At 63.7% G+C, this 18,077-nt stretch carries 21 protein-coding genes; 11 read left to right on the top strand and 10 right to left on the bottom strand.

The genetic code is table 11. The features are described from left to right. Positions 1-3: 3 nt before the first annotated feature. From sppA to arsC, 4 genes are read right to left on the bottom strand one after another with little or no spacing between them, the layout of a single operon-like run. Positions 4-1,863, bottom strand: a complete 1,860-nt coding sequence (sppA, locus tag ACH6CX_RS04210; RefSeq protein ID WP_396674922.1) for a signal peptide peptidase SppA — start codon at positions 1,861-1,863, stop codon at positions 4-6. 60 nt (positions 1,864-1,923) lie between these two features. After that, positions 1,924-2,271 (bottom strand): DUF2069 domain-containing protein, encoded by a 348-nt coding sequence (locus tag ACH6CX_RS04215; RefSeq protein ID WP_396674924.1) that lies wholly within the window; start codon positions 2,269-2,271, stop codon positions 1,924-1,926. Continuing rightward, complete coding sequence (gene wrbA / locus ACH6CX_RS04220) at positions 2,268-2,882, bottom strand: NAD(P)H:quinone oxidoreductase (RefSeq protein ID WP_396674926.1); 615 nt, start codon at positions 2,880-2,882, stop codon at positions 2,268-2,270. Before wrbA ends, ACH6CX_RS04215 begins: the two co-directional genes overlap by 4 nt. Beyond that, entirely contained in the window at positions 2,882-3,226 is a 345-nt protein-coding gene (arsC, locus tag ACH6CX_RS04225) for an arsenate reductase (glutaredoxin) (protein WP_232941484.1), read from the bottom strand. Before arsC ends, wrbA begins: the two co-directional genes overlap by 1 nt. A 121-nt stretch (positions 3,227-3,347) precedes the next feature. Between arsC and ACH6CX_RS04230 the strand changes: the two genes are divergently transcribed. The 8 genes from ACH6CX_RS04230 (at position 3,348) to ACH6CX_RS04265 (ending at position 10,676) form a co-directional block, all read left to right on the top strand. Further along, complete coding sequence (locus ACH6CX_RS04230; RefSeq protein ID WP_232941485.1) at positions 3,348-4,790, top strand: YihY family inner membrane protein; 1,443 nt, start codon at positions 3,348-3,350, stop codon at positions 4,788-4,790. Beyond that, positions 4,765-5,202 carry a TlpA disulfide reductase family protein gene (locus ACH6CX_RS04235; protein WP_232941486.1) on the top strand — a complete coding sequence of 146 codons (438 nt, stop codon included), beginning with the start codon at positions 4,765-4,767 and terminating at the stop codon, positions 5,200-5,202. The genes ACH6CX_RS04230 and ACH6CX_RS04235 overlap by 26 nt, the downstream gene beginning before the upstream one ends. Before the next feature lie 157 nt (positions 5,203-5,359). Continuing rightward, positions 5,360-6,727, top strand: coding sequence for a cation:dicarboxylate symporter family transporter (locus tag ACH6CX_RS04240; protein WP_334078479.1), 1,368 nt, complete (start codon positions 5,360-5,362; stop codon positions 6,725-6,727). Between the two features lie 91 nt (positions 6,728-6,818). After that, complete coding sequence (locus tag ACH6CX_RS04245; protein WP_237063882.1) at positions 6,819-7,520, top strand: alpha/beta fold hydrolase; 702 nt, start codon at positions 6,819-6,821, stop codon at positions 7,518-7,520. 93 nt (positions 7,521-7,613) lie between these two features. Further along, positions 7,614-8,150 (top strand): glycine zipper 2TM domain-containing protein, encoded by a 537-nt coding sequence (locus tag ACH6CX_RS04250; protein ID WP_237063881.1) that lies wholly within the window; start codon positions 7,614-7,616, stop codon positions 8,148-8,150. Positions 8,151-8,257: 107 nt separating this feature from the next. Beyond that, positions 8,258-8,596, top strand: a complete 339-nt coding sequence (locus tag ACH6CX_RS04255; protein WP_232941490.1) for a PepSY domain-containing protein — start codon at positions 8,258-8,260, stop codon at positions 8,594-8,596. Positions 8,597-8,633: 37 nt separating this feature from the next. Beyond that, positions 8,634-9,308: a response regulator transcription factor gene (locus ACH6CX_RS04260; protein WP_232941491.1), complete on the top strand. Its 675-nt coding sequence runs from the start codon at positions 8,634-8,636 to the stop codon at positions 9,306-9,308. 24 nt (positions 9,309-9,332) lie between these two features. After that, entirely contained in the window at positions 9,333-10,676 is a 1,344-nt protein-coding gene (locus ACH6CX_RS04265) for an ATP-binding protein (RefSeq protein WP_232941492.1), read from the top strand. A gap of 132 nt (positions 10,677-10,808) precedes the next feature. On the opposite strand, the gene ACH6CX_RS04270 is transcribed toward ACH6CX_RS04265, so the two are convergent. The 6 genes from ACH6CX_RS04270 to ACH6CX_RS04295 all read right to left on the bottom strand — a co-directional run bounded on the left by ACH6CX_RS04270 (position 10,809) and on the right by ACH6CX_RS04295 (position 16,296). After that, positions 10,809-12,611 (bottom strand): acyl-CoA dehydrogenase, encoded by a 1,803-nt coding sequence (locus tag ACH6CX_RS04270; protein WP_396674931.1) that lies wholly within the window; start codon positions 12,609-12,611, stop codon positions 10,809-10,811. Between the two features lie 134 nt (positions 12,612-12,745). Next, the gene (locus ACH6CX_RS04275) at positions 12,746-13,810 is read right to left on the bottom strand and encodes an MJ1255/VC2487 family glycosyltransferase (RefSeq protein ID WP_237063879.1); all 1,065 of its coding nucleotides are present in this window, start codon (positions 13,808-13,810) and stop codon (positions 12,746-12,748) included. Further along, entirely contained in the window at positions 13,807-14,337 is a 531-nt protein-coding gene (locus ACH6CX_RS04280) for a phosphatase PAP2 family protein (RefSeq protein WP_232941495.1), read from the bottom strand. The genes ACH6CX_RS04275 and ACH6CX_RS04280 overlap by 4 nt, the downstream gene beginning before the upstream one ends. Before the next feature lie 153 nt (positions 14,338-14,490). Continuing rightward, positions 14,491-15,558, bottom strand: coding sequence for a trans-acting enoyl reductase family protein (locus ACH6CX_RS04285; protein ID WP_232941496.1), 1,068 nt, complete (start codon positions 15,556-15,558; stop codon positions 14,491-14,493). Between the two features lie 184 nt (positions 15,559-15,742). Further along, the gene (locus tag ACH6CX_RS04290) at positions 15,743-15,955 is read right to left on the bottom strand and encodes a DUF1653 domain-containing protein (protein WP_232941497.1); all 213 of its coding nucleotides are present in this window, start codon (positions 15,953-15,955) and stop codon (positions 15,743-15,745) included. A gap of 20 nt (positions 15,956-15,975) precedes the next feature. Next, entirely contained in the window at positions 15,976-16,296 is a 321-nt protein-coding gene (locus tag ACH6CX_RS04295; RefSeq protein ID WP_232941498.1) for a DUF3301 domain-containing protein, read from the bottom strand. 51 nt (positions 16,297-16,347) lie between these two features. Between ACH6CX_RS04295 and ACH6CX_RS04300 the strand changes: the two genes are divergently transcribed. The 3 genes from ACH6CX_RS04300 to ACH6CX_RS04310 all read left to right on the top strand — a co-directional run bounded on the left by ACH6CX_RS04300 (position 16,348) and on the right by ACH6CX_RS04310 (position 18,075). Next, positions 16,348-17,043, top strand: coding sequence for an SDR family oxidoreductase (locus tag ACH6CX_RS04300; RefSeq protein WP_232941499.1), 696 nt, complete (start codon positions 16,348-16,350; stop codon positions 17,041-17,043). Positions 17,044-17,200: 157 nt separating this feature from the next. Continuing rightward, positions 17,201-17,845 carry an RNA polymerase factor sigma-70 gene (locus ACH6CX_RS04305; protein ID WP_232941500.1) on the top strand — a complete coding sequence of 215 codons (645 nt, stop codon included), beginning with the start codon at positions 17,201-17,203 and terminating at the stop codon, positions 17,843-17,845. Then, the gene (locus tag ACH6CX_RS04310; protein ID WP_237063875.1) at positions 17,842-18,075 is read left to right on the top strand and encodes a zf-HC2 domain-containing protein; all 234 of its coding nucleotides are present in this window, start codon (positions 17,842-17,844) and stop codon (positions 18,073-18,075) included. Before ACH6CX_RS04305 ends, ACH6CX_RS04310 begins: the two co-directional genes overlap by 4 nt. The last annotated feature ends 2 nt before the right edge of the window (positions 18,076-18,077 follow it).

An 18,077-nucleotide genomic window follows, 5' to 3' on the forward strand; every position in this document is an offset into this window, starting at 1 on the left:
GGATCAGGGAGAGCTACAGGCCAGGCAGCGGGCATACAGGGCCCGCGGGTCGCGGAAGTTGCGCAGCTCGGTGAGGGGCTCCAGGGCTGGTTGCAGGCTGCTCAGCCAGGCGCCCAGGGGCAGGTTGGCCTGGAGGCTCGCCGCCACGCTGGCGTCGATATTCTCCGAGAGTGCCTGCATCAGCCGCTGGCCCGGTGTCAGCTGGCGCTTGATCTCCAGTACCTCATAGTCCTCGAGCTCTGCCAACTGCGCGGCTGAGGCGATGGCGTCGTCCAGGTAGCCCAGCTCATCCACCAGGCCCAGCTGCTGGGCAGCGCGACCGGTCCACACCTGGCCCTGGGCGATCTTGTGGACCTCCTCGGGGGTTGAGCCGCGGGCCTCGGCGACGATGCGCAGGAAGCGGGTATAGGTGTTTTCCACCCCCTGCTGGAGGATGTTGGCGGCGGATTCCGACAGGGGGCGGTCGAGTCGCATGGCGCCCGACAGCTCGGTAGTGCCCACACCGTCGTTGTATATGCCCAGTGACTCGAGGGATTCCTCGAAAGTGGGGAAGGCACCGAATACGCCGATCGAGCCGGTGATAGTGGACGGTGCGGCCCAGATGCGGTCGGCGCCGGTGGCAATCCAGTAGCCGCCGGAAGCGGCCACGCTGCCCATGGAAAGCACCACCGGGATACCGGCTTCGCGGGTGGCGAGGAGCTCCTGGCGGATGGCCTCGGAGGCAAAGGCGGAGCCGCCACCACTGTCGACCCGCAATACCAGTGCCTTCACTTCCTTTTCGCGGGCCTGGCGGATCAGTTTGCCCAGGGAGGCGCTGCCGATCTGCCCGGCGGGGGCCTCGCCATCGACAATGGAGCCGGTGGCAGCGATCAGGCCCACCTTGTTCGCGGTCGGTGTGGGGATATGGGTGAGTTTCTGGTTGCGCAGGTACTTGTTGGCATCGATACCCTTGTAGCCGATCTCATCCTCGCCTTCGCCGATGGCTTTCCGGAGGGCGTCGATGGCCACCCGGCGACCGGCCAGCTCATCCACCAGCTGCTGTTCCAGCGCGGCCTCGGCCCAGCTGCCGTCATTGGCAGACAGGCGCTGGGGCAGTTCATTGATAAAACCGTCAAGGGTCTCTGGCGGCAGGTTGCGCAGGCCGGTTACCTGCTCGGTGTACTCGGTCCACAGCTCGTTCAGCCAGCGCTGGTTGTTGTCCCGCGAGGCCGGCGACATGTCGTCCCGGGTGTAGGGCTCGATAAAGTCCTTGTAGTCGCCCACGCGGAAGACATGGAAGTTCACCTTGAGCTTGTCCAGCGCGCTCTTGAAGTAGTTGCGGTAGCTGCCGAACCCGGTCAGCAGCACCGAGCCCATGGGGTTCAGGTAGATCTTGTCGGCATGGCTGGCGAGGAAGTACTGCGCCTGGGTGTAGTTGTCACCGATGGCGTAGACGGGCTTGTCGGCGGCCTTGAAGCGCTGCAGGGCCGCGCCGATCTCCTCGAGCTTGCTGAGGTTGGCGCCCATCAAGTAGTCCAGCTCCAGTACCACCGAGGAGATGCGCTTGTCCCTGGCGGCGAAATCAATGGCATCCACCACGTCCTTCACCCGGGTCTCCACCGGTCCGGGCGGTCCGCCGAGCAGGCCCGGGAAGCTGCGCGGTGGCGACATCTCATCCACCAGGAAACCGGTGGGGGCCACACGCAGGGCCGCGCCCTGGGGAATGGTGAGCTGCTCTTCCTTGCCGAAAATCACCATGCCGATGAACAGCAGGACCAGCAGGAACAGCAGGTTGGTGAACACCCGGCGCAGCCAGGTGATGGCACCGCCAATGCCACCGAAGAACCGGCGGATGAATCCTTTGTGGTGGGTTGATTCGGTCAAACCTCTTGTCTCCTTGTCTTGAGAGCGGGCCGCACACGGGCACCGGGCGGTGTGCGCCAATTACACCATTCGCTGCCAGCGACTGGTCATCATGGCAGAGAAGAACAGGGTAAGGCTAAGTACCAGCAGGGCGCCATCCTGCCAGCCGCGCCCGGCCATCATTACGTCGACAATGCTGGCGCAGATGTAGACCAGCAGGATCAAGCACAGCCACAGGTAGCTGCGGTACCGCTGCTTGAGCATACCCGGCAGCACCAGTAGCAGGGGGGCCGTCTGCAGGATCCAGAGCGCGAGTGAGCCCCCTTCCAGGAACAGGTTCCAGACTGCGAACAGGACCAGCAGGCCGATATAGCAGGCCCAGTTCAGGCGCTGCCCCATTTTCAGTTTGCGGGCGACGGATTCGCTCATTGGCCGCGCTCTCCCAGCTTGTTCACCAGTTCCGCGACCCGCGCGCCCTGGGCGCGACAGAGTGCAATTTCGTCTTCAGTCAGTTGCGCGCCTTCGCTGCCACCAGCCCAGTGCGAGGCGCCGTAGGGCGTGCCGCCACTGGTGGTACGCATCAGCCGCGCCTCGGAGTAGGGAATACCGGCTATCAGCATACCGTGGTGCAGCAGTGGCAGCATCATTGACAGCAGGGTGGTCTCCTGGCCGCCGTGGATACTGCCGGTGGAGGTGAACACACCGGCGGGCTTGCCCGCCAGGCTGCCGTCCAGCCACATATCCCCGGTCTGGTCGAGGAAATAGCGCAGCGGTGCAGCCATGTTGCCAAAGCGGGTGGGGCTGCCCATCAGCAGCCCGGCGCAGTCGCGCAGTTCCACCGGGCGGCAGTAGGGCGCGCCCTCATCGGGTACTGGGGGCGCGCTGGCCTCGGTGTCCGGTGAAACCGGCGGAACTGTGCGCAGCCGTGCCGGGACACCGGCGGATTCCACGCCGCGGGCGATCTCTGCCGCCATGCGCGCGGTAGAGCCACTGCGGCTGTAGTAGAGTACCAGTATGTAGTCGTCGGAACCCGGCGCCATCAGAGCAGCTCCAGTACGTTTTCCGGCGGACGGCCCAGCACAGCGCGGTCGCCTTTCACCACGATCGGGCGCTGGATCAGCTTGGGATGCTCCACCATCGCCTTAACCAGTTTTTCATCGGGCAGCTCTTTGTCCTTCAGGCCAAGTTCCTTATAGGCGTCCTCTCCGGTACGCAGTAACTGGCGCGCGCCAATGCCCAGCTTCTGCAGCAGCGCATTCAGGGTGTCCGCGTCCGGCGGGGTCTCCAGGTAGAGCACTACCTCCGGTTCGACGCCCTTTTCCTGTAATAACTGCAGGGTCTGGCGAGATTTTGAACAACGTGGGTTATGGTAAATCGTCCACATGGCTTGGGTATCCTGTTATGGTTTGGCGTATTCTATGGCTTGATAAAAGCCCCTGACAAACAATCCCTGTCACTGGCGGCGCGGAGGTATTCGCCGCAGAACGCGAGAAATGGAAATCCCCATGACCGAACAGGTACACCGCTGGCGTCGCTTCCTGGTTTCCCTGTGGACGCTGTTCAACGAGAAGAACTGCCGCCAGAATGCGGCGGCGCTCACTTACATGACCCTGTTCGCCATTGTACCGCTGGTGACCGTGAGCTACGCCATGCTGTCCCTGTTCCCGGATTTTGCCGGGCTGGAAAACCGGTTGCAGCAGCAGATCTTCGAGCACCTGGTGCCGGCCAGCGGCCGTGAAGTCCAGGAATACATCAGCAGCTTCTCGGCCCAGGCGCAGCGGCTTACAGGGCCCGGTGTGGCAATCCTGATGGTTACTGCTGGCCTGATGCTGCGCAATATCGAGGCCACCTTCAACGCCATCTGGGATATCCCGCGCGGCCGTAGCGGCGTATCCAGCTTCCTGCTTTACTGGGCCATCCTCAGCCTGGGTCCCATCCTGCTGGGTGCCGGGCTGGTTATGTCCACCTACCTGATTTCGCAAAAATTGTTCCTGCCGGAAGAGGGCACCCTGGGACTGGTGCCCATGGTACTGCGCCTGCTGCCTTTCCTTTTTACCACGATCGCATTCACCCTGTTGTTCACTGCCGTGCCTAACTGCCGTGTGCCGCTGCGCCACGGCATCGCGGGGGGCGTCATCACTGCCTTCGCCTTTGAACTGGCCAAAGTCCTGTTCGGAATCATGGTAGCCCGCAGCTCGGTACAGGCCATCTACGGGGCCTTCGCTTTCGTGCCATTGTTCCTGATGTGGATTTTCCTGCTGTGGATGATCGTGCTGGCCGGGTGTGTGCTCGTGCGGATGCTCTCGGCATACGATGCGGCGGCACAGGGCAGGAAATATTCTGACGTGATGGCGACCCTGGTGTTGCTGTGGGAAGCCTTCCGCAAGTACCAGCACGGTCTGCCCCTGCGGGACCAGGATATTTCCCGTGCGGGTATCAAGCCGGCGCAGTGGCGACGGATTCGCGAGGTACTGCAACGCCACAAGGTATTTACCCAGAACGATCGCAATGACTTTGTCCTGCAGCGCGACCTGGATTCCATTTCCCTGATGCAGCTGGCCGGCTGGATGAACCCGGCCCCGCTGACTTCGGCCAGCCATGCGGCCTTGCAGGACCAGCCGTGGTTCGGCGAAGTGGAAAAGCGTTTCAGCGCCGTGCGGGAATTTACCGGTGAACAGCTGGCGATGAGTGTCGCCGAGCTGTTTCGTGGTACCAGCGGCGACAGCGACGCCGACAAGTCCGGCGGGGCGGGCGGGTCGCGTGGCAAAAGCGGCGGCACCACTACGAGAAACAGAAAAACCAGGAGCAAGCGCGGGAGTGACAAGAGTGCGACTGAAAGCAGTAAGTCCGCGGCCGGCAAAGCCGGTAAAACGGGTAAAGAGGAAGCCGGCAGCAGTGAAGCCATGGGCAGCCTGTCTTTTTTTGGCCGCCGCAATAAGCGGGTGTGACCGCGACGACCGGGAACAGGCTCTGGCCACTATCGATGGTGAATCTGTCGATACCGGCGGCAAGGTGCTGCTGGTGAATTACTGGGCCGAGTGGTGCGCTCCCTGCCGCGAGGAAATCCCCGAACTCAACCGTTTCGACCGCGCCCATGACAATGTCCTGGTGCTGGGGGTCAATTACGATGCACCGCCGGCGGAACAAGCCCGCGAACAGGCCGGCAAGCTCGGCATCGAGTTCCCGGTGCTGGCGACGGACCCGGCAGCTACGTGGGGCCAGCAGCGCCCGTCGGTATTGCCCAGCACCCTGGTGATCGGCAGCGATGGCCGCTGGGTGACTACCCTGGTGGGCCCGCAGACAGAGGCGGACCTGGGCCGGGCCGTTGACAACCTGGCCGCGGACGATAACGCGCATTGATCCCGGTTCCGGTAATACAGCACTCGCACTGAAGCCTCGCCCTGCGCAATCCAAGGTGATCTGCTTCTAAGGCTATAACGAAAGTAACTATATGTTGGTGCGTCCGGGTTGTTAGCATCCCGCGCGATTTCCATTGGCTGATGTTACCGGGGTGGCAATGCACCTGACTTCTTTTCTGTTCCTCGCGCTGTTTTTCGTCCTGTTGTGGCCGCTGCATCTCTGGCACCGCCGCCACGACAGCCTGGCGCCGGCCGTGTTCGCCGGCCTGGTTCTGGGCCTGCTGTTTGGCGGCTTGCTGCAGCTGGCGCGGGACTGGGGCGCGGTGCCGGCCGAGGTCCTGCCCTGGATCGCGGTGCTGGGCGATGGTTATGTGAACCTGCTGTACGTCCTGGTGATGCCCCTGGTGCTGGTTTCGATCCTGGCGGCGGTGGTGCGGGTGAGCAATACCCAGTCGCTGGGCAAGATCAGTGTGTCGGTGCTGGCGGTGTTGCTGGGGACCACCGCGGTGGCGGCGCTGGTTGGCGTTGCCATGGCGCAGTTGTTCGGCCTGTCCGCCGAAGGGCTGGTGGAGGGCTCCCGTGAGGCGGCCCGGGCCGAGGTGCTGGGCGAGCGCATGGGCCGCGTCAGTGAACTGGGTGTCCCGGAAATCCTGGTATCCTTTATTCCCGAGAATATTTTTGCGGACCTGGCCGGTACCCGCGATACGTCGGTGATCGCGGTGGTGGTTTTCGCGGTGTTGCTGGGGCTGGCGGCCCTGGGAGTGCGCCGGGAAAACCCTGAGCAAGGGGCAAAGATTGAATCTGCCGTGGCGGTGGCCCAGGTCTGGGTAATGAAACTGGTGCGCCTGGTGATGGCATTCACACCCTACGGCATCATGGCCCTGGTGGCGGAACTGATTGCCAGCTCCAGCTGGGCGGATATCGTCAACCTGCTCAGTTTTGTGGTGGCCTCGTTCGTGGCCATCGGCCTGATGTTCCTGGTGCATGGCCTGCTGCTGCTGGCCAATGGCATTAGTCCGCTGCACTATTTTGCCAAAGTGTGGCCGGTGCTGGTGTTCGCCTTCAGCTCCCGCTCCAGTGCGGCGACCATTCCGCTGAATGTGGAAACCCAGATTGATGAACTGGGGAATTCGCCGGCGATTGCCAACTTCTCTGCCTCCTTCGGGGCGACCATCGGCCAGAATGGTTGCGCGGGTATCTACCCCGCCATGCTGGCGGTGATGGTGGCGGTGCCCATGGGCATCGATGTGCTGGATCCTCTGTGGCTGGCCAGCCTGGTGGCGGTGGTGGTAATCAGCTCGTTCGGTATCGCCGGTGTCGGTGGCGGCGCGACCTTTGCCGCGCTGGTGGTGTTGCCCACCATGGGGTTGCCGGTAACCATTGCCGCGCTGCTGATCTCGGTGGAGCCGCTGATCGACATGGCGCGCACGGCGCTGAACGTGAACGGTGCCATGACCGCGGGTACCCTGTCCCAGCGCTGGCTGGGCGCCAGCCTGCCTGCGGCAGAAGAGGCCCTGCCGGACTGAGCCGGCAGGGTAGTGCGGGAAACTGCAACGCGGTAATGGCCGAGAGTGGCCGCAGGAAAGCAGGGCAGGGAGCGGGTTAGGGGAAGATGCCATGACGTCACAGCCTCCACTGGTAATGATTCCGGGCACCATGTGCGACGAACGCCTGTGGGGATCGCTGTGGCCGCAACTTGCCCCCCTGCAGCCCCGGCACCAGGCCATCCCCGGCGGTGACAGTGTCGCGACACTGGTTCGGGCGCTGGCCGCGGCGCTACCGGACAAGCCGGTAAACCTGCTGGGCTTCTCACTGGGGGGCTACCTGGCGGCGGCACTGGCCTGCGCCCACCCGGAGCGGGTGGCGCGGCTGTTTATCTGTTCCAACACCCCCTGCGCCCTGCCGGACACCGAGCTGAAGCAGCGCCGGCAGCTGCTGAACTGGGTGTCGCGCAATGGCTACGGTGGTATCAGCGACCGCAAAATAGCCGCCATGCTGGCGCCGGAGAACCGGGGCCGGGACGACATTGCGGCTATCATGCGCGCCATGGACGCCAGCCTGGGCGAGAAAGCCCTGGTGGCACAGCTGGGTGCCACCAGTGAGCGGGCGGACCTGGCGCGCGAGCTGGCCGATGTACCAATCCCCGTGACTTTCTGTTTCGGTGAGCATGACGCACTGGTCACGCGCGGGTGGCTCGATGACCTGCAGCAGCGGCGGCCCGATGTGGCGCTGCGGGAGGTGCCCGGCGCAGGCCATATGCTGCCGCTGGAGCAACCGCGCCCCCTGGCCCTTGAGATCCGGCGCTGGCTGGACGCCTGACCACTTTCCCCGGGCCGGGTTCCGCCGGATTCAGGTTCGATTCAGTGATCCCCGCTTAAAGTGCTCCCATCGATGATCAATGGGAGACCGATCATGCTTCTGAACAAGAAATTCCTGTTTGCGGTAGTGGTAGGTGCGCTGGTGGGCTTCAGTGCCACTGTCAGTGCCGGCGGCAGTGGCTATTACGGCGACCGCGGTGAATACGACTTTGCCCGCGTAACCGATGCTATTCCCGTTTACAACGATATCCAGGTACTGGAACCCCGCACCCAGTGCTGGGAAGAGCAGGTTGCCTATCCGGGCCGCGGCTCCGCGGCCGGCACCCTGATCGGCGGCCTGATTGGCGCGGCCGTGGGCAACAAGGCCGGGCACCACCGGCGCGGCCGCAATGCGCGGACACTCGCCGGTGCCGCCATTGGTGCCACTATCGGCCACGGCATCAGCAGCCGCAACAATGCTCGCTACGTGACCGAGCAGCGCTGCCAGACTGTAGACGAATATGTCACCCGCCGCGAGCTGGTCGGGTACGATGTCCGCTATCGTTATAATGGGCGGGAATATATGACTCGCACGGATCGCCATCCTGGCGATAGAATCAGGGTTCGCGTCGACGTGGCCCCCGCCTGGTGATGCCTGTGCGCGGGGAGACCGTGACGCCCAGCGAAGAAGTAACCAGTACTGCCAGAGAATTCGGTACTGAATGCAAGTACCGCGAACGTGCTACCAGGAGCTGCACCGTGAAATCCATCTGTGCCCTTTGCCGTCAGGCGCGTGTTGTATTGGCACTCTTTATCGCCCTGTGCGCCGCGCCCCTGCAGGCGTCCGTGCCGCCGGTGGTTGCGCCGCAGGCCGCACAGGCGGACCACCTGCAGGTCAGGATCCTCAAGGTCCAGAAGCGCGAGATATCCCGCGAGCAGGCGGCAGCGCTGGTCAAGCGCCGCTACGGCGGCAAGATACTGGCGGTATCGGAGACCAGCCGCAAGGGTCGCCCGGCCTACCGGGTAAAGGGACTCTCGGATAAAAGCCAGGTTTACGTGGTCTACGTGGATAAGCAGAGCGGCCGCATCATGCGCTGAGCCGCCGGTAAAATGAATTTGAGCAGAGGGGGAAGCCATGCGCGCACTGTTGGTGGAAGATGAGGAGCTGCTGCGCAAGCAGCTGGCGAATTCCCTGCGCGATGCGGGCTATACAGTGGATGAGGCCCCGGACGGCAATGAGGCCCTGTACTACGGCCGCGAATTTCCCTACGACGTGGCGGTGATGGACCTGGGCCTGCCGGGCGTCGACGGTATCCAGGTGATCGAGACCCTGCGCCGCGAGGACAAGCATTTTCCCATCCTGATCCTGACCGCCCGTGGCCACTGGCAGGAGCGGGTCAAGGGGCTGGAAGCCGGTGGCGATGATTACCTGGTCAAGCCTTTCCATACCGAGGAATTGCTGGCGCGGCTGAATGCGCTGGTGCGGCGCTCCGCCGGTTTTTCCTCCCCCAGCATCAAGGCCGGGCCCATTGTGATGGATACCTCGTCGCAGCGGGTGCGGGTGGACGATGCGGAGCTGGACCTCACCTCGTTTGAGTACAAGGTTCTGGAATACCTGATGCTGCACCCGGATGAGGTGGTTTCCAAGACGACCCTGACCGAGCATATTTACGAGCAGGACTGCGACCGCGACAGCAACGTGATCGAGGTGTTTATCGGCCGCCTGCGCAAGAAGCTCGATGCCGCCGGGGCTGCCGGCCCCATCCAGACGCTGCGCGGTCGCGGTTATCGCTTCGTGGCTCCCGAATAAACGCTGTAACCGGTTAGACAATCCGTGCTCTCCTCCTGGCTCAATTCCCTCAAGGGACGGCTCTCGCTGGTCACCACGCTCGTGCTGGTGGCCTTTCTCGTATTGATTTCCACGGTACTCCAGCACGCTTACCGCACCTCCCTGGCCGAGGCCAAGAAGCGCGAGCTGCAGTTGCACGTCTATACCCTGCTGGCGGTGGCGGAGCCGGAGGGCGACAGCCTGCGGCTGCCGCCGGCGCTGCCGGAACAGCGCTTTAACCAGCCGGACTCGGGCCTGGTGGGGGTGGTGGCGGACCAGCGCGGGCGCATCATCTGGCGCTCCGAATCGGCGCTGGCGATGGACCAGCTGCCCTCGCACCCGCTGCCACAGGGGCGCGAGGTCTTTGCGCAGATGAGCCTGGGCAAGAGCGGCCTGTACAGCACTTTCCGCCAGGGCATTGCCTGGGGCCTGGACAACGAGCAGCGCTACACCTTTATCGTGCTCGAGGATGCCGCTCCCATGCAGGCGCAGGTGGAACAGTTCCGCTCCACCATCTGGCGCTGGCTGGGCTTGGGCGCGCTGTTGCTGGTGGTGACCCAGTGGCTGGTCATGCGCTGGGGACTCGCGCCACTGAGGGCGGTGGCGGAATCGTTGCGGGAGATGCAGCGCGGTGGCAGTGACCGGTTGCAGGGCAACTTCCCGCGGGAACTGAAACCGCTGACCGACAACCTGAACCTGCTGATCGAGAACGAGCGGCGCCAGCGTGAGAAGACCCGACATACCCTGGCCGACCTTGCCCACAGCCTGAAGACGCCGCTGGCGGTGCTGAAGGGCCTGAATTTTTCCCGCGACCCGCGCGAGGCCTACTCCAACCTGATCGAGCAGGTGCAGCGCATGGACAGCATCATCAGTTACCAGCTGCAGCGGGCCGTCGCCAGCTCACCCAAGTCGATCCTGCGCGGGGTGGAGATCAGGCCGCTGCTGGGCAAGATCCTCGACGCGCTGGAGAAGGTATACCGGGACAAGCCGGCCGAGGTGGAAGTGGATTGCGCGGACGGTGCACTCTTCTACGGTGACGAGGGCGACCTGATGGAACTGCTGGGCAACCTGCTGGACAACGCCTACAAATACGGCGACGGCAAGATCGCCGTGCGGGTGGCCAACGGCGATGACAACCGCAGCCTGCAGCTGACGGTGGGTGACAACGGCCCCGGGATCAGCGCCGATTACTGGGAACGGGTTACCGAGCGGGGCGTGCGCGCCGACCAGCAGCAACAGGGGCAGGGCATCGGCCTCGCGGTGGTGGTCGATATCGTCGAGAGCTACAAGGGCGAGATCTCGGTGGGGGAATCGGCCCTGGGCGGGGCGGAAATCCGCGTGGATCTCTGAACCACTATGCTGGGTGCCAGGTCCGGTTCATGGCGTAATGCGCTGCGCTTATTGCACCCCGGCTTCCGGCATAAACCGTGAAGCAGGCGCAGGGTGCAATGAGCAACGGGAATTGCACCATTCCCGCCGAATTCAGAACCACTCTTCCCGCATCTCGAACGGCACCCCGTTACCAGCGTCCAGCAGCGCCAGCTGCGGCACGATTTCCGGCAGCTCCCACTCCATGTAGTAGCGCGCCGCCTGCAGCTTACCGCGGTAGAAGTTGCGCTCTTCCTCGCGGTTGGTGGTGTCCAGCGCCCGGTCGGCAGCCAGTGCCTGGCGCAGCCAGGTCCAGGCCGCCACCACACGCCCGAAGGCATCCAGATAGACAGTGGCGTTGGCCAGGCCGCGATCGACATCGGCCTGCAGCTGGCCCATCAGTGCCAGTGTGGTGGCGTCCAGGCGCTGCAGGTGCTGTTCCAGTGCTTCGGCCATCGGTGCCAGCGCCTCGCGGTCGCGCGCCTGCATCACGGTCTGGCGGATCTCCTCCTGCAACAGGCGATAGCCCTCCAGCTGGTCCATGGGCAGCTTGCGTCCCAGCAGGTCGAGGCCGTGGATGCCCTCGGTGCCCTCGTGGATCGGGTTGAGGCGGTTGTCCCGGTAGAGTTGTTCCAGCGGGTATTCCCGCGTGTAGCCGGCGCCGCCGAGTACCTGAATGGCCAGCTCGTTGGCTTTCAGGCCATAGCGGGACGGCCAGCTTTTTACCACCGGGGTCAGCAGGTCCAGCAGTTTCGCCGCCCGCTCGCGCTCCCGGCTGGTTTCTGCGGTGCGCTGGTCCTCGAACAGGGAGGAGGCGTACAGGCACAATGCCAGCCCGCCCTCCACATAGGACTTCTGGGCCAGCAGCATGCGCCGCACATCCGCGTGGCGGATGATCGGCACCTGTTTCGATTGCGGGTCGCGTACGGAGGGCAGTCGGCCCTGGGGGCGCTCGCGGGCGTACTGCAGGGAATGGTTATAGCCCTGGTAACCCAGCACTGCCGCGCCGACACCCACACCGATGCGGGCCTCGTTCATCATCTGGAACATGTAGGTCAGCCCCTTGTGTGGCTCGCCCACCAGGTAGCCCACGGCTCCATCTTCCTCACCGAAACTGAGCACGGTGGAGGTGGTATTGCGGTAGCCCATCTTGTGCAGCAGGCCCGCCAGTTTCACATCGTTGGGCTGTGCGGGGCGGCCGTCTTGACCGGGAAGCACCTTGGGCACAATAAACAATGAGATGCCCTTTACCCCGGCCGGGGCCCCTTTGATCCTGGCCAGCACCATATGCACGATATTGTCTGTCAGGGACTGGTCGCCGCCGGAGATATACATTTTCTGTCCGCGGATACGGTAGGTGCCGTCACCGGCCTCCTCGGCGGTGGTGCGGATATCCGCCAGGGCCGAGCCCTGGTCCGGTTCCGTCAGTGCCATGGTGCCGGCACAGCGGCCGTCCAGCATCGGCGGCAGGAACTGCGCTTTCAGCGCGTCGCTGGCGAAGGCATGCACCAGGTTCGCGGCGCCAATGGTAAGGAAAGGGTAGGCGGCCGAGGCCACATTGGCGGCGCTGATGGTGGCCAGGCAGGTTCGCAACACCACTTCCGGCAACTGCATGCCGCCATCCCCGAAATCGTGGTGGGCGGCCAGGAAACCCGCTTCGGCAAAGGCATCCCAGGCCTGCTGGGTTTCCTCCACCAGGTGCACCCGCTCGCCGTCGAAAGTGGGTTCGTGGGCATCGCCACGGGCATTGTGGTTGGCGAAAAACTTTTCCGCCACGGTGCGCGCGGTCTGCAGGGTGGCTCGGAAGGTGTCTTCGGAGTGCTCGCTGTAGCGGGGGCGCTGGAGCAGTTTCAGTGTGTCGAGAAACTCGTACAGCAGGAAATCGATATCGCGTTCGTTGAGCAATTGCGCGGTCATGACTACCCCGTTGGTCCGTGACTGTGGATCTTGCCAGTCAGTAGACCGTTGCCGGGGAAACGCTGCAATGACCTTTGCGCTAATCCCGGCGGCCTTTATTTACCAGGGGCGGGGCAGGCAGGGACTGTAAAGACTTATTCTGCCAGGTCACCGACCGGCAGGCGCTCGGTTTCGTTGCCGGGCAGAACCTGTCGCCACAGCTCCCCCACCAGCGCCTCCCGGGATTCGCGCCGGCCCTCCGCCAGCCAGCGTGCAATGCTGGCGGCCACGTCCGGCCACTGGATCTGTGCCCCGGCCGGGTTGCTGTCCAGCCAGGCGCGGATCGTTGCCGCGTCGACCCGCTCAACCACGGTGGCCAGCTGCAGTTGCTCCAGCGCCATGGCGTTGGCCTCCTGCTCGAACTGGCCCGCCAGCGGGCGGGTGAGGATCGGCTTGCCCAGGGTCAGCGTCTCGGCGATCAGCTCAAACCCGCTGTTGCAGATTACGGCGCGGGCGCTGGCCACATCCTGCTGGAATTCCTCGATCGCCGGTGCTTTTAACTGGATATTGTCCGCCACTTTCATATCGGTGGGCAGACCGTAGGCAATGATCGGGTAGGGCAGGCTGCCCAGCTGCTTCACCAGGGGCTCGTGGTGCTCAAACGGCAGGTAGACAAGGATATGCTCACCGCTTTCTTCCTTGCCGTGGGGGCGGGCGATGGGCGGCAGGATCGGGTGACCGAAATGGTGCCAGTGCATCCCCAGGCTTTGCTGCACCGGTGCAAAGGCACGCATGATGCCGCGGGCCATCCAGCCGAAGCGGGGCGCGGGAATGGGGAAATTGAACGCATACTGGTGCCCCATGCCCAGGCTGGGTACGCCGTGGCGCTTTGCCGCCCAGGCGGTAACCGGCTCGAAGTCGCTGATCACCAGGTCAAAATCCTGCACGGGCAGGCTGGCGATATCCTTCCACAGCCGGCGCGGGTGCAACTGGCGCACCGTAGCCAGCTGGTCGATGCGGCCCTTGCGGTTGACAAAGGTCAGTCCCTCGCGCCACCAGAATTCCCCGAATGCTTCCATGCGGAAGAGTTTCTCCGGGGGGCGGCCGGAAAAGAGCCACTGTGTTTCCAGCTCGGGATGATTTTCGAAGGCCCTGGCCATGGCGCGGGCGCGGGAAATATGGCCGTTACCGGTGCCCTGGACACCGTAGAGGATTTTCACAGAACAGCTCCGCAGACTAACAGGCCGACACTGGTGCCGAGGGCGGCACCGGCGCAGACATCAGTTGGAAAGTGCACGCCCAGACCCACGCGGGAAGTCCCGACCCCGGCAGCCCAGAAATAGCCCAGTAACCATAGCGGGTTCACCGCCTGGGACAGCACCGTGATAAACAGGAAGGCTCCGGAGGTGTGCCCGGAGGGCAGGCTGAAACGGTCGTGGGCGACGATCACCGAGCGCATGCCGGGAATCGCCTGCGGCGGTCGCAACCGGCGCGTGGTGTTCTTGATGGTCCAGTACAGCGACCGCTCGAGTGCGTAGGCCGTGCCGCAGACGTAGAAAAACTGCAACGCGGCGGCGGTAGTGTTGAAAAGGGCGACCACCAGCGGCGAGACCAGGTAGAGCCAGCCGTCTGCCGAGCGGGATAACCACAGGTAGTTCCTGCGTGAGGCCGGCCTTGTCGCCCGGTCTGCCATATGCAGCACCAGGGACACGTCGATTGTTTTCAGGGTGACAGGTAAGCTTCGCATGCAGCCAAGTTACGAAGGCTGTATTGCGCGGAATTGACCGATTGATGTCAGGACTGTGAAATATGCCGTGGCAGGACGTGAGCGGGCCCCTCTGCAGGGAGAGGGGCCCCGCAGCCGGGCGCGACAGCGGGGCAGGTGTTGCCGCCGGTGGAATCAGTCGATACCGATCTTGATGGTGCCGGATCCCGGCAGCTTCTCCACCAGTTCTGATCCGCAGAGTTTTGACGGGGTGTAATAGCCGCCCGGGCCGTCATAGGAAAGCAGGTGCTCCATCACCGCCAGGGAACCGTGCACGGTGACATCGTAGCCGTTGGCAGTAACCACCCGGCCGATCTTCCGTTCGCCGCGGCGGTCGTTGCGTACCTCGCCCCAGACCCACGTCTGCTGTTCCGCGCGCTTCTCTTCATCGGGGCCCTGCACCGACTTGTCCACCTTGCCCTTGAGCCAGTCCTGCACCCACTCCATGCGCAGCAGCCAGCGCAGCTTGTTCAGGCGCTTGAGCTTCTTGGCCCGGCGCGGGCTCATGGGAATATAGACTTCGATATTGGGTATCTGGGTGGTGTAGTAAGCCGTTACCACGTCGCCCCAGGGGATGGCGACGGCGAATTTCTCGCCGCGGCCAAAATCAATTTTGCGTGTCAGCTCGGCGTGATCGATGATCTCTACCTTGCCCTGGCGCCGCACGGCGCTGCCCACACCCAGGCTCTCGATGGAGGTTTTGGCGGTGCCCGGGCTCAGGCCGGAATCCGAGTCGAATCCCAGGGTGAGGTGGGTGGCGGTGGGGATGGCATGGTGCAATGCTGCCGCCAGGCAGTCGGTGGGGATAACATCGAAACCGGTGCCGGGGCAGAGAACCACACCGGCGGACCGGGCCTCGCCGTGCAGGTCATTGGCCTGCTGGTAAACCTGCATTTCGCCGGTAATATCCTGGTAGTGGGTGCCGGTGGCAATACAGGCGCGCATCATGGGTTCGGCCGTAGTGGAAAAGGGCCCGGCGCAGTGGATAACCACATCGATATCCTGCAGCATGCGCTCCAGGGTATCGCTGTCCTCCAGGCTGACAGCAATTGCCGGCAGGCCCAGCTCTTCCGACAACGGTTGCAGTTTCTTCGCGTTGCGGCCGGCCAGGATCGGCCGATATCCCTTGGCCACGGCGGCGCGGGCGATCAGTTCCCCCGTATAGCCGTTGGCACCATAGATCATTATTTTTTTGTCGTTCACCGAGTGACCTTATTCACTTGCTGGTTGTGTTGTCGTATCAGTTACTGACCCGGAATCCGTGCCGGGGTACTTCGGGGGCGGGAATTGCGCGCATTGGCGCGTGCTGGTCCGTTGCAACCTGACAGCAAGATTGCCGTCACAATACTCCACGAGAGGAACGCAACATTACTGGCGCGGTAACCGACTAGTCAAATGCCCTGACCAGGGCGAAGCGGGGCTGGGACTCGCCGTTCCGGTCGACAGTCTCGGCAAACATGGCCAATGGCCGCACCCAGACCCCGTAATCACCGTACAGGGCCCGGTATACTGCGAGCCGCTCGCCGGTCTCGCTGTGAGTGCCCACTTCCATCAGTTCGTAGAGATTGCCTTTATAGTGGCGATAGATTCCGCGTTGCATGATTCCGTTCCAGTTACTGCTCAGGCGAGGTGGTGGGGTGACAGTTGCAGTTGCTCCACCCGATTGCCGTGCAGCACGGCGATGCCGCTGTAGCGGCGCTCGCCGGTGGAGGTGAATTCGAATTCATACTGCCGTTGCAGCGCCAGGTGGCCGCGCCGGTTGCGCCGCAGCCGTGTGCGTACCAGCATCACGGTGTCGTCCAGCAACTGCACGCCCAGCTGCCGGCAATGGGAGGCCGCAGCCCGGCGCGCCAGCTCCTTGGCCGCCATCCCGGCCCAGAAGTACCAGCCCACCAGCACCAGCAGGAATACCCAGAGTAGATCGCCCAGTGAGTAATACATTTCCGCAAGCTTGTTATGATTGGCGGGCAAGAATAACACGAAGGAGTCGTTATGCCCGGCACCGTACTAATCACTGGCTGCAATCGCGGTATTGGCCTGGAGATGACCCGCCAGTTCTCCGAGGATGGCTGGCGGGTCTTCGCCACCTGCCGCGATAAGGCCTGTGCCGATGAACTGCGCGCCCTGGAGCAGCAGTACCCGCAGCTGGAGGTCCACTGCCTGGATGTCACCGATTACCGGCAGATGGCGCAGCTGGCGGAGACACTGGGAGACCAGCCGATCGATATCCTGGTCAGCAATGCCGGCTACTACGGGCCCAAGGGGAGCCTGTTCGGCCGTGTCGATCGAGACGAGTGGCGCAAGGTACTGGAGGCCAACACCATCGCCCCCTACATGCTGGCAGAGACCTTCTGCGACAATGTCGCCCGGGGCGAGCGCAAGGTGATTGCGGTGCTGTCCAGCAAAGTGGGCAGTATCGCCGACAACAGCTCCGGGGGCGGGTATATCTATCGGACCTCCAAAACCGCAGTCAACCAGGTGGTCAAGAGTCTCTCCGTTGACCTGCGCGAGCGCGGGATCACTGTGCTCGCCCTGCACCCGGGCTGGGTGCAGACGGATATGGGTGGCCCCAATGCCCTGATTTCAGCGGAGGAAAGCGTTGCCGGGTTGAGAAAGGTAATGCTGGGCGCCGGCCCGGAGCAAAGCGGTCACTTCATCAATTACGATGGTACAGAGATACCCTGGTGACGCCGGCAACTGCGACCAGTGCCGGTGGCGGCGTTTGCGGCCGCAAGGTTTCACCGGGTTGTAACAAATCCACCGGCACCTGCGACAGAGTGGTAACTCCGGGGTTGCAGGGCGCCAGCGCATCAGCGTACCGGGCCACAGATTCGGGAGAGAGCAATTGAGCGAGCAGACGGCGCGAGGTCCCGCTCCGGGACAAGCGGGGGAAGATACCGGACCCCTGACCGATCCGGGATACCTGGAGGAGCTGCGCCACCAGATGCAGCGGTTTGCCACCCTGCAGCTGGGAGACCCGCACCTGGCGGAGGACGCGGTGCAGGAAGCCCTGGTCGGGGCGCTTAAGAATGCCCGTTCCTTCGGTGGCCGCGCGGCACTGAAAACCTGGGTGTTCGCGATCCTGAAGAACAAAATTGCCGATGTGCTGCGCCAGCGTAGCCGCTATGTAGAGGCGGACAGCCTGCTGCGTGCGGATGCCGAGGAGAGTGACCTGGACGAGCTGTTCAACAAGCGGGGTCACTGGCGCGCCGAGGAGCGACCGGCGAAGTGGGCGGACCCGGAAGCCGCCGTGGATGACCGCGAGTTCTGGCGTATCTTCGAGGCCTGCCTGGATCACCTGCCGGGACGCCAGGCGCGGGTCTTCATGATGCGGGAGTTTATCGAGCTGGAGAGCCATGAAATCTGCGCGGCGGTGGAGATCACCGTGAGTAACCTGAATGTCACCCTGCACCGGGCCCGCCTGCGGCTGCGCGAGTGCCTGGAGAATAACTGGTTTGCCCGTGGGCAGGACCGGGGAGGAGAAGCGTGAAGAGCTGTCGAGAAGTCACCAGGCTACTTTCGGAAGCACAGGAGAGGCAGCTTGACGGGGGCGAGCGCCTGGCCCTGCGGTTGCACCTGATGATCTGCGGCGCCTGCCGCAACTTCTCCCACCAGATGACCAGCCTGCGCCATATCGCCCGTGCCTATGCGCGCGGCGCCAGTGGTGATGGTGCCGGTAACAAGTCCGGGCGGGATTCGGGGCAGGACAAAGACAGCTGACG

The sequence above is a fragment of the Microbulbifer sp. JSM ZJ756 genome, from assembly GCF_044383805.1.
GTDB classification, from domain to species: Bacteria; Pseudomonadota; Gammaproteobacteria; order Pseudomonadales; family Cellvibrionaceae; genus Microbulbifer; species Microbulbifer zhoushanensis.

Coding starts and splice junctions, on each gene's coding strand:
- ACH6CX_RS04290 (WP_232941497.1), bottom strand. CDS start 15,955: ATGCAACGCGGAATCTATCGCCACTATAAAGGCAATCTCTACGAACTG.
- ACH6CX_RS04300 (WP_232941499.1), top strand. CDS start 16,348: ATGCCCGGCACCGTACTAATCACTGGCTGCAATCGCGGTATTGGCCTG.
- ACH6CX_RS04245 (WP_237063882.1), top strand. CDS start 6,819: ATGACGTCACAGCCTCCACTGGTAATGATTCCGGGCACCATGTGCGAC.
- ACH6CX_RS04215 (WP_396674924.1), bottom strand. CDS start 2,271: ATGAGCGAATCCGTCGCCCGCAAACTGAAAATGGGGCAGCGCCTGAAC.
- ACH6CX_RS04280 (WP_232941495.1), bottom strand. CDS start 14,337: ATGCGAAGCTTACCTGTCACCCTGAAAACAATCGACGTGTCCCTGGTG.
- ACH6CX_RS04230 (WP_232941485.1), top strand. CDS start 3,348: ATGACCGAACAGGTACACCGCTGGCGTCGCTTCCTGGTTTCCCTGTGG.
- ACH6CX_RS04260 (WP_232941491.1), top strand. CDS start 8,634: ATGCGCGCACTGTTGGTGGAAGATGAGGAGCTGCTGCGCAAGCAGCTG.
- ACH6CX_RS04250 (WP_237063881.1), top strand. CDS start 7,614: ATGCTTCTGAACAAGAAATTCCTGTTTGCGGTAGTGGTAGGTGCGCTG.
- arsC (WP_232941484.1), bottom strand. CDS start 3,226: ATGTGGACGATTTACCATAACCCACGTTGTTCAAAATCTCGCCAGACC.
- ACH6CX_RS04240 (WP_334078479.1), top strand. CDS start 5,360: ATGCACCTGACTTCTTTTCTGTTCCTCGCGCTGTTTTTCGTCCTGTTG.
- ACH6CX_RS04295 (WP_232941498.1), bottom strand. CDS start 16,296: ATGTATTACTCACTGGGCGATCTACTCTGGGTATTCCTGCTGGTGCTG.
- ACH6CX_RS04270 (WP_396674931.1), bottom strand. CDS start 12,611: ATGACCGCGCAATTGCTCAACGAACGCGATATCGATTTCCTGCTGTAC.
- wrbA (WP_396674926.1), bottom strand. CDS start 2,882: ATGGCGCCGGGTTCCGACGACTACATACTGGTACTCTACTACAGCCGC.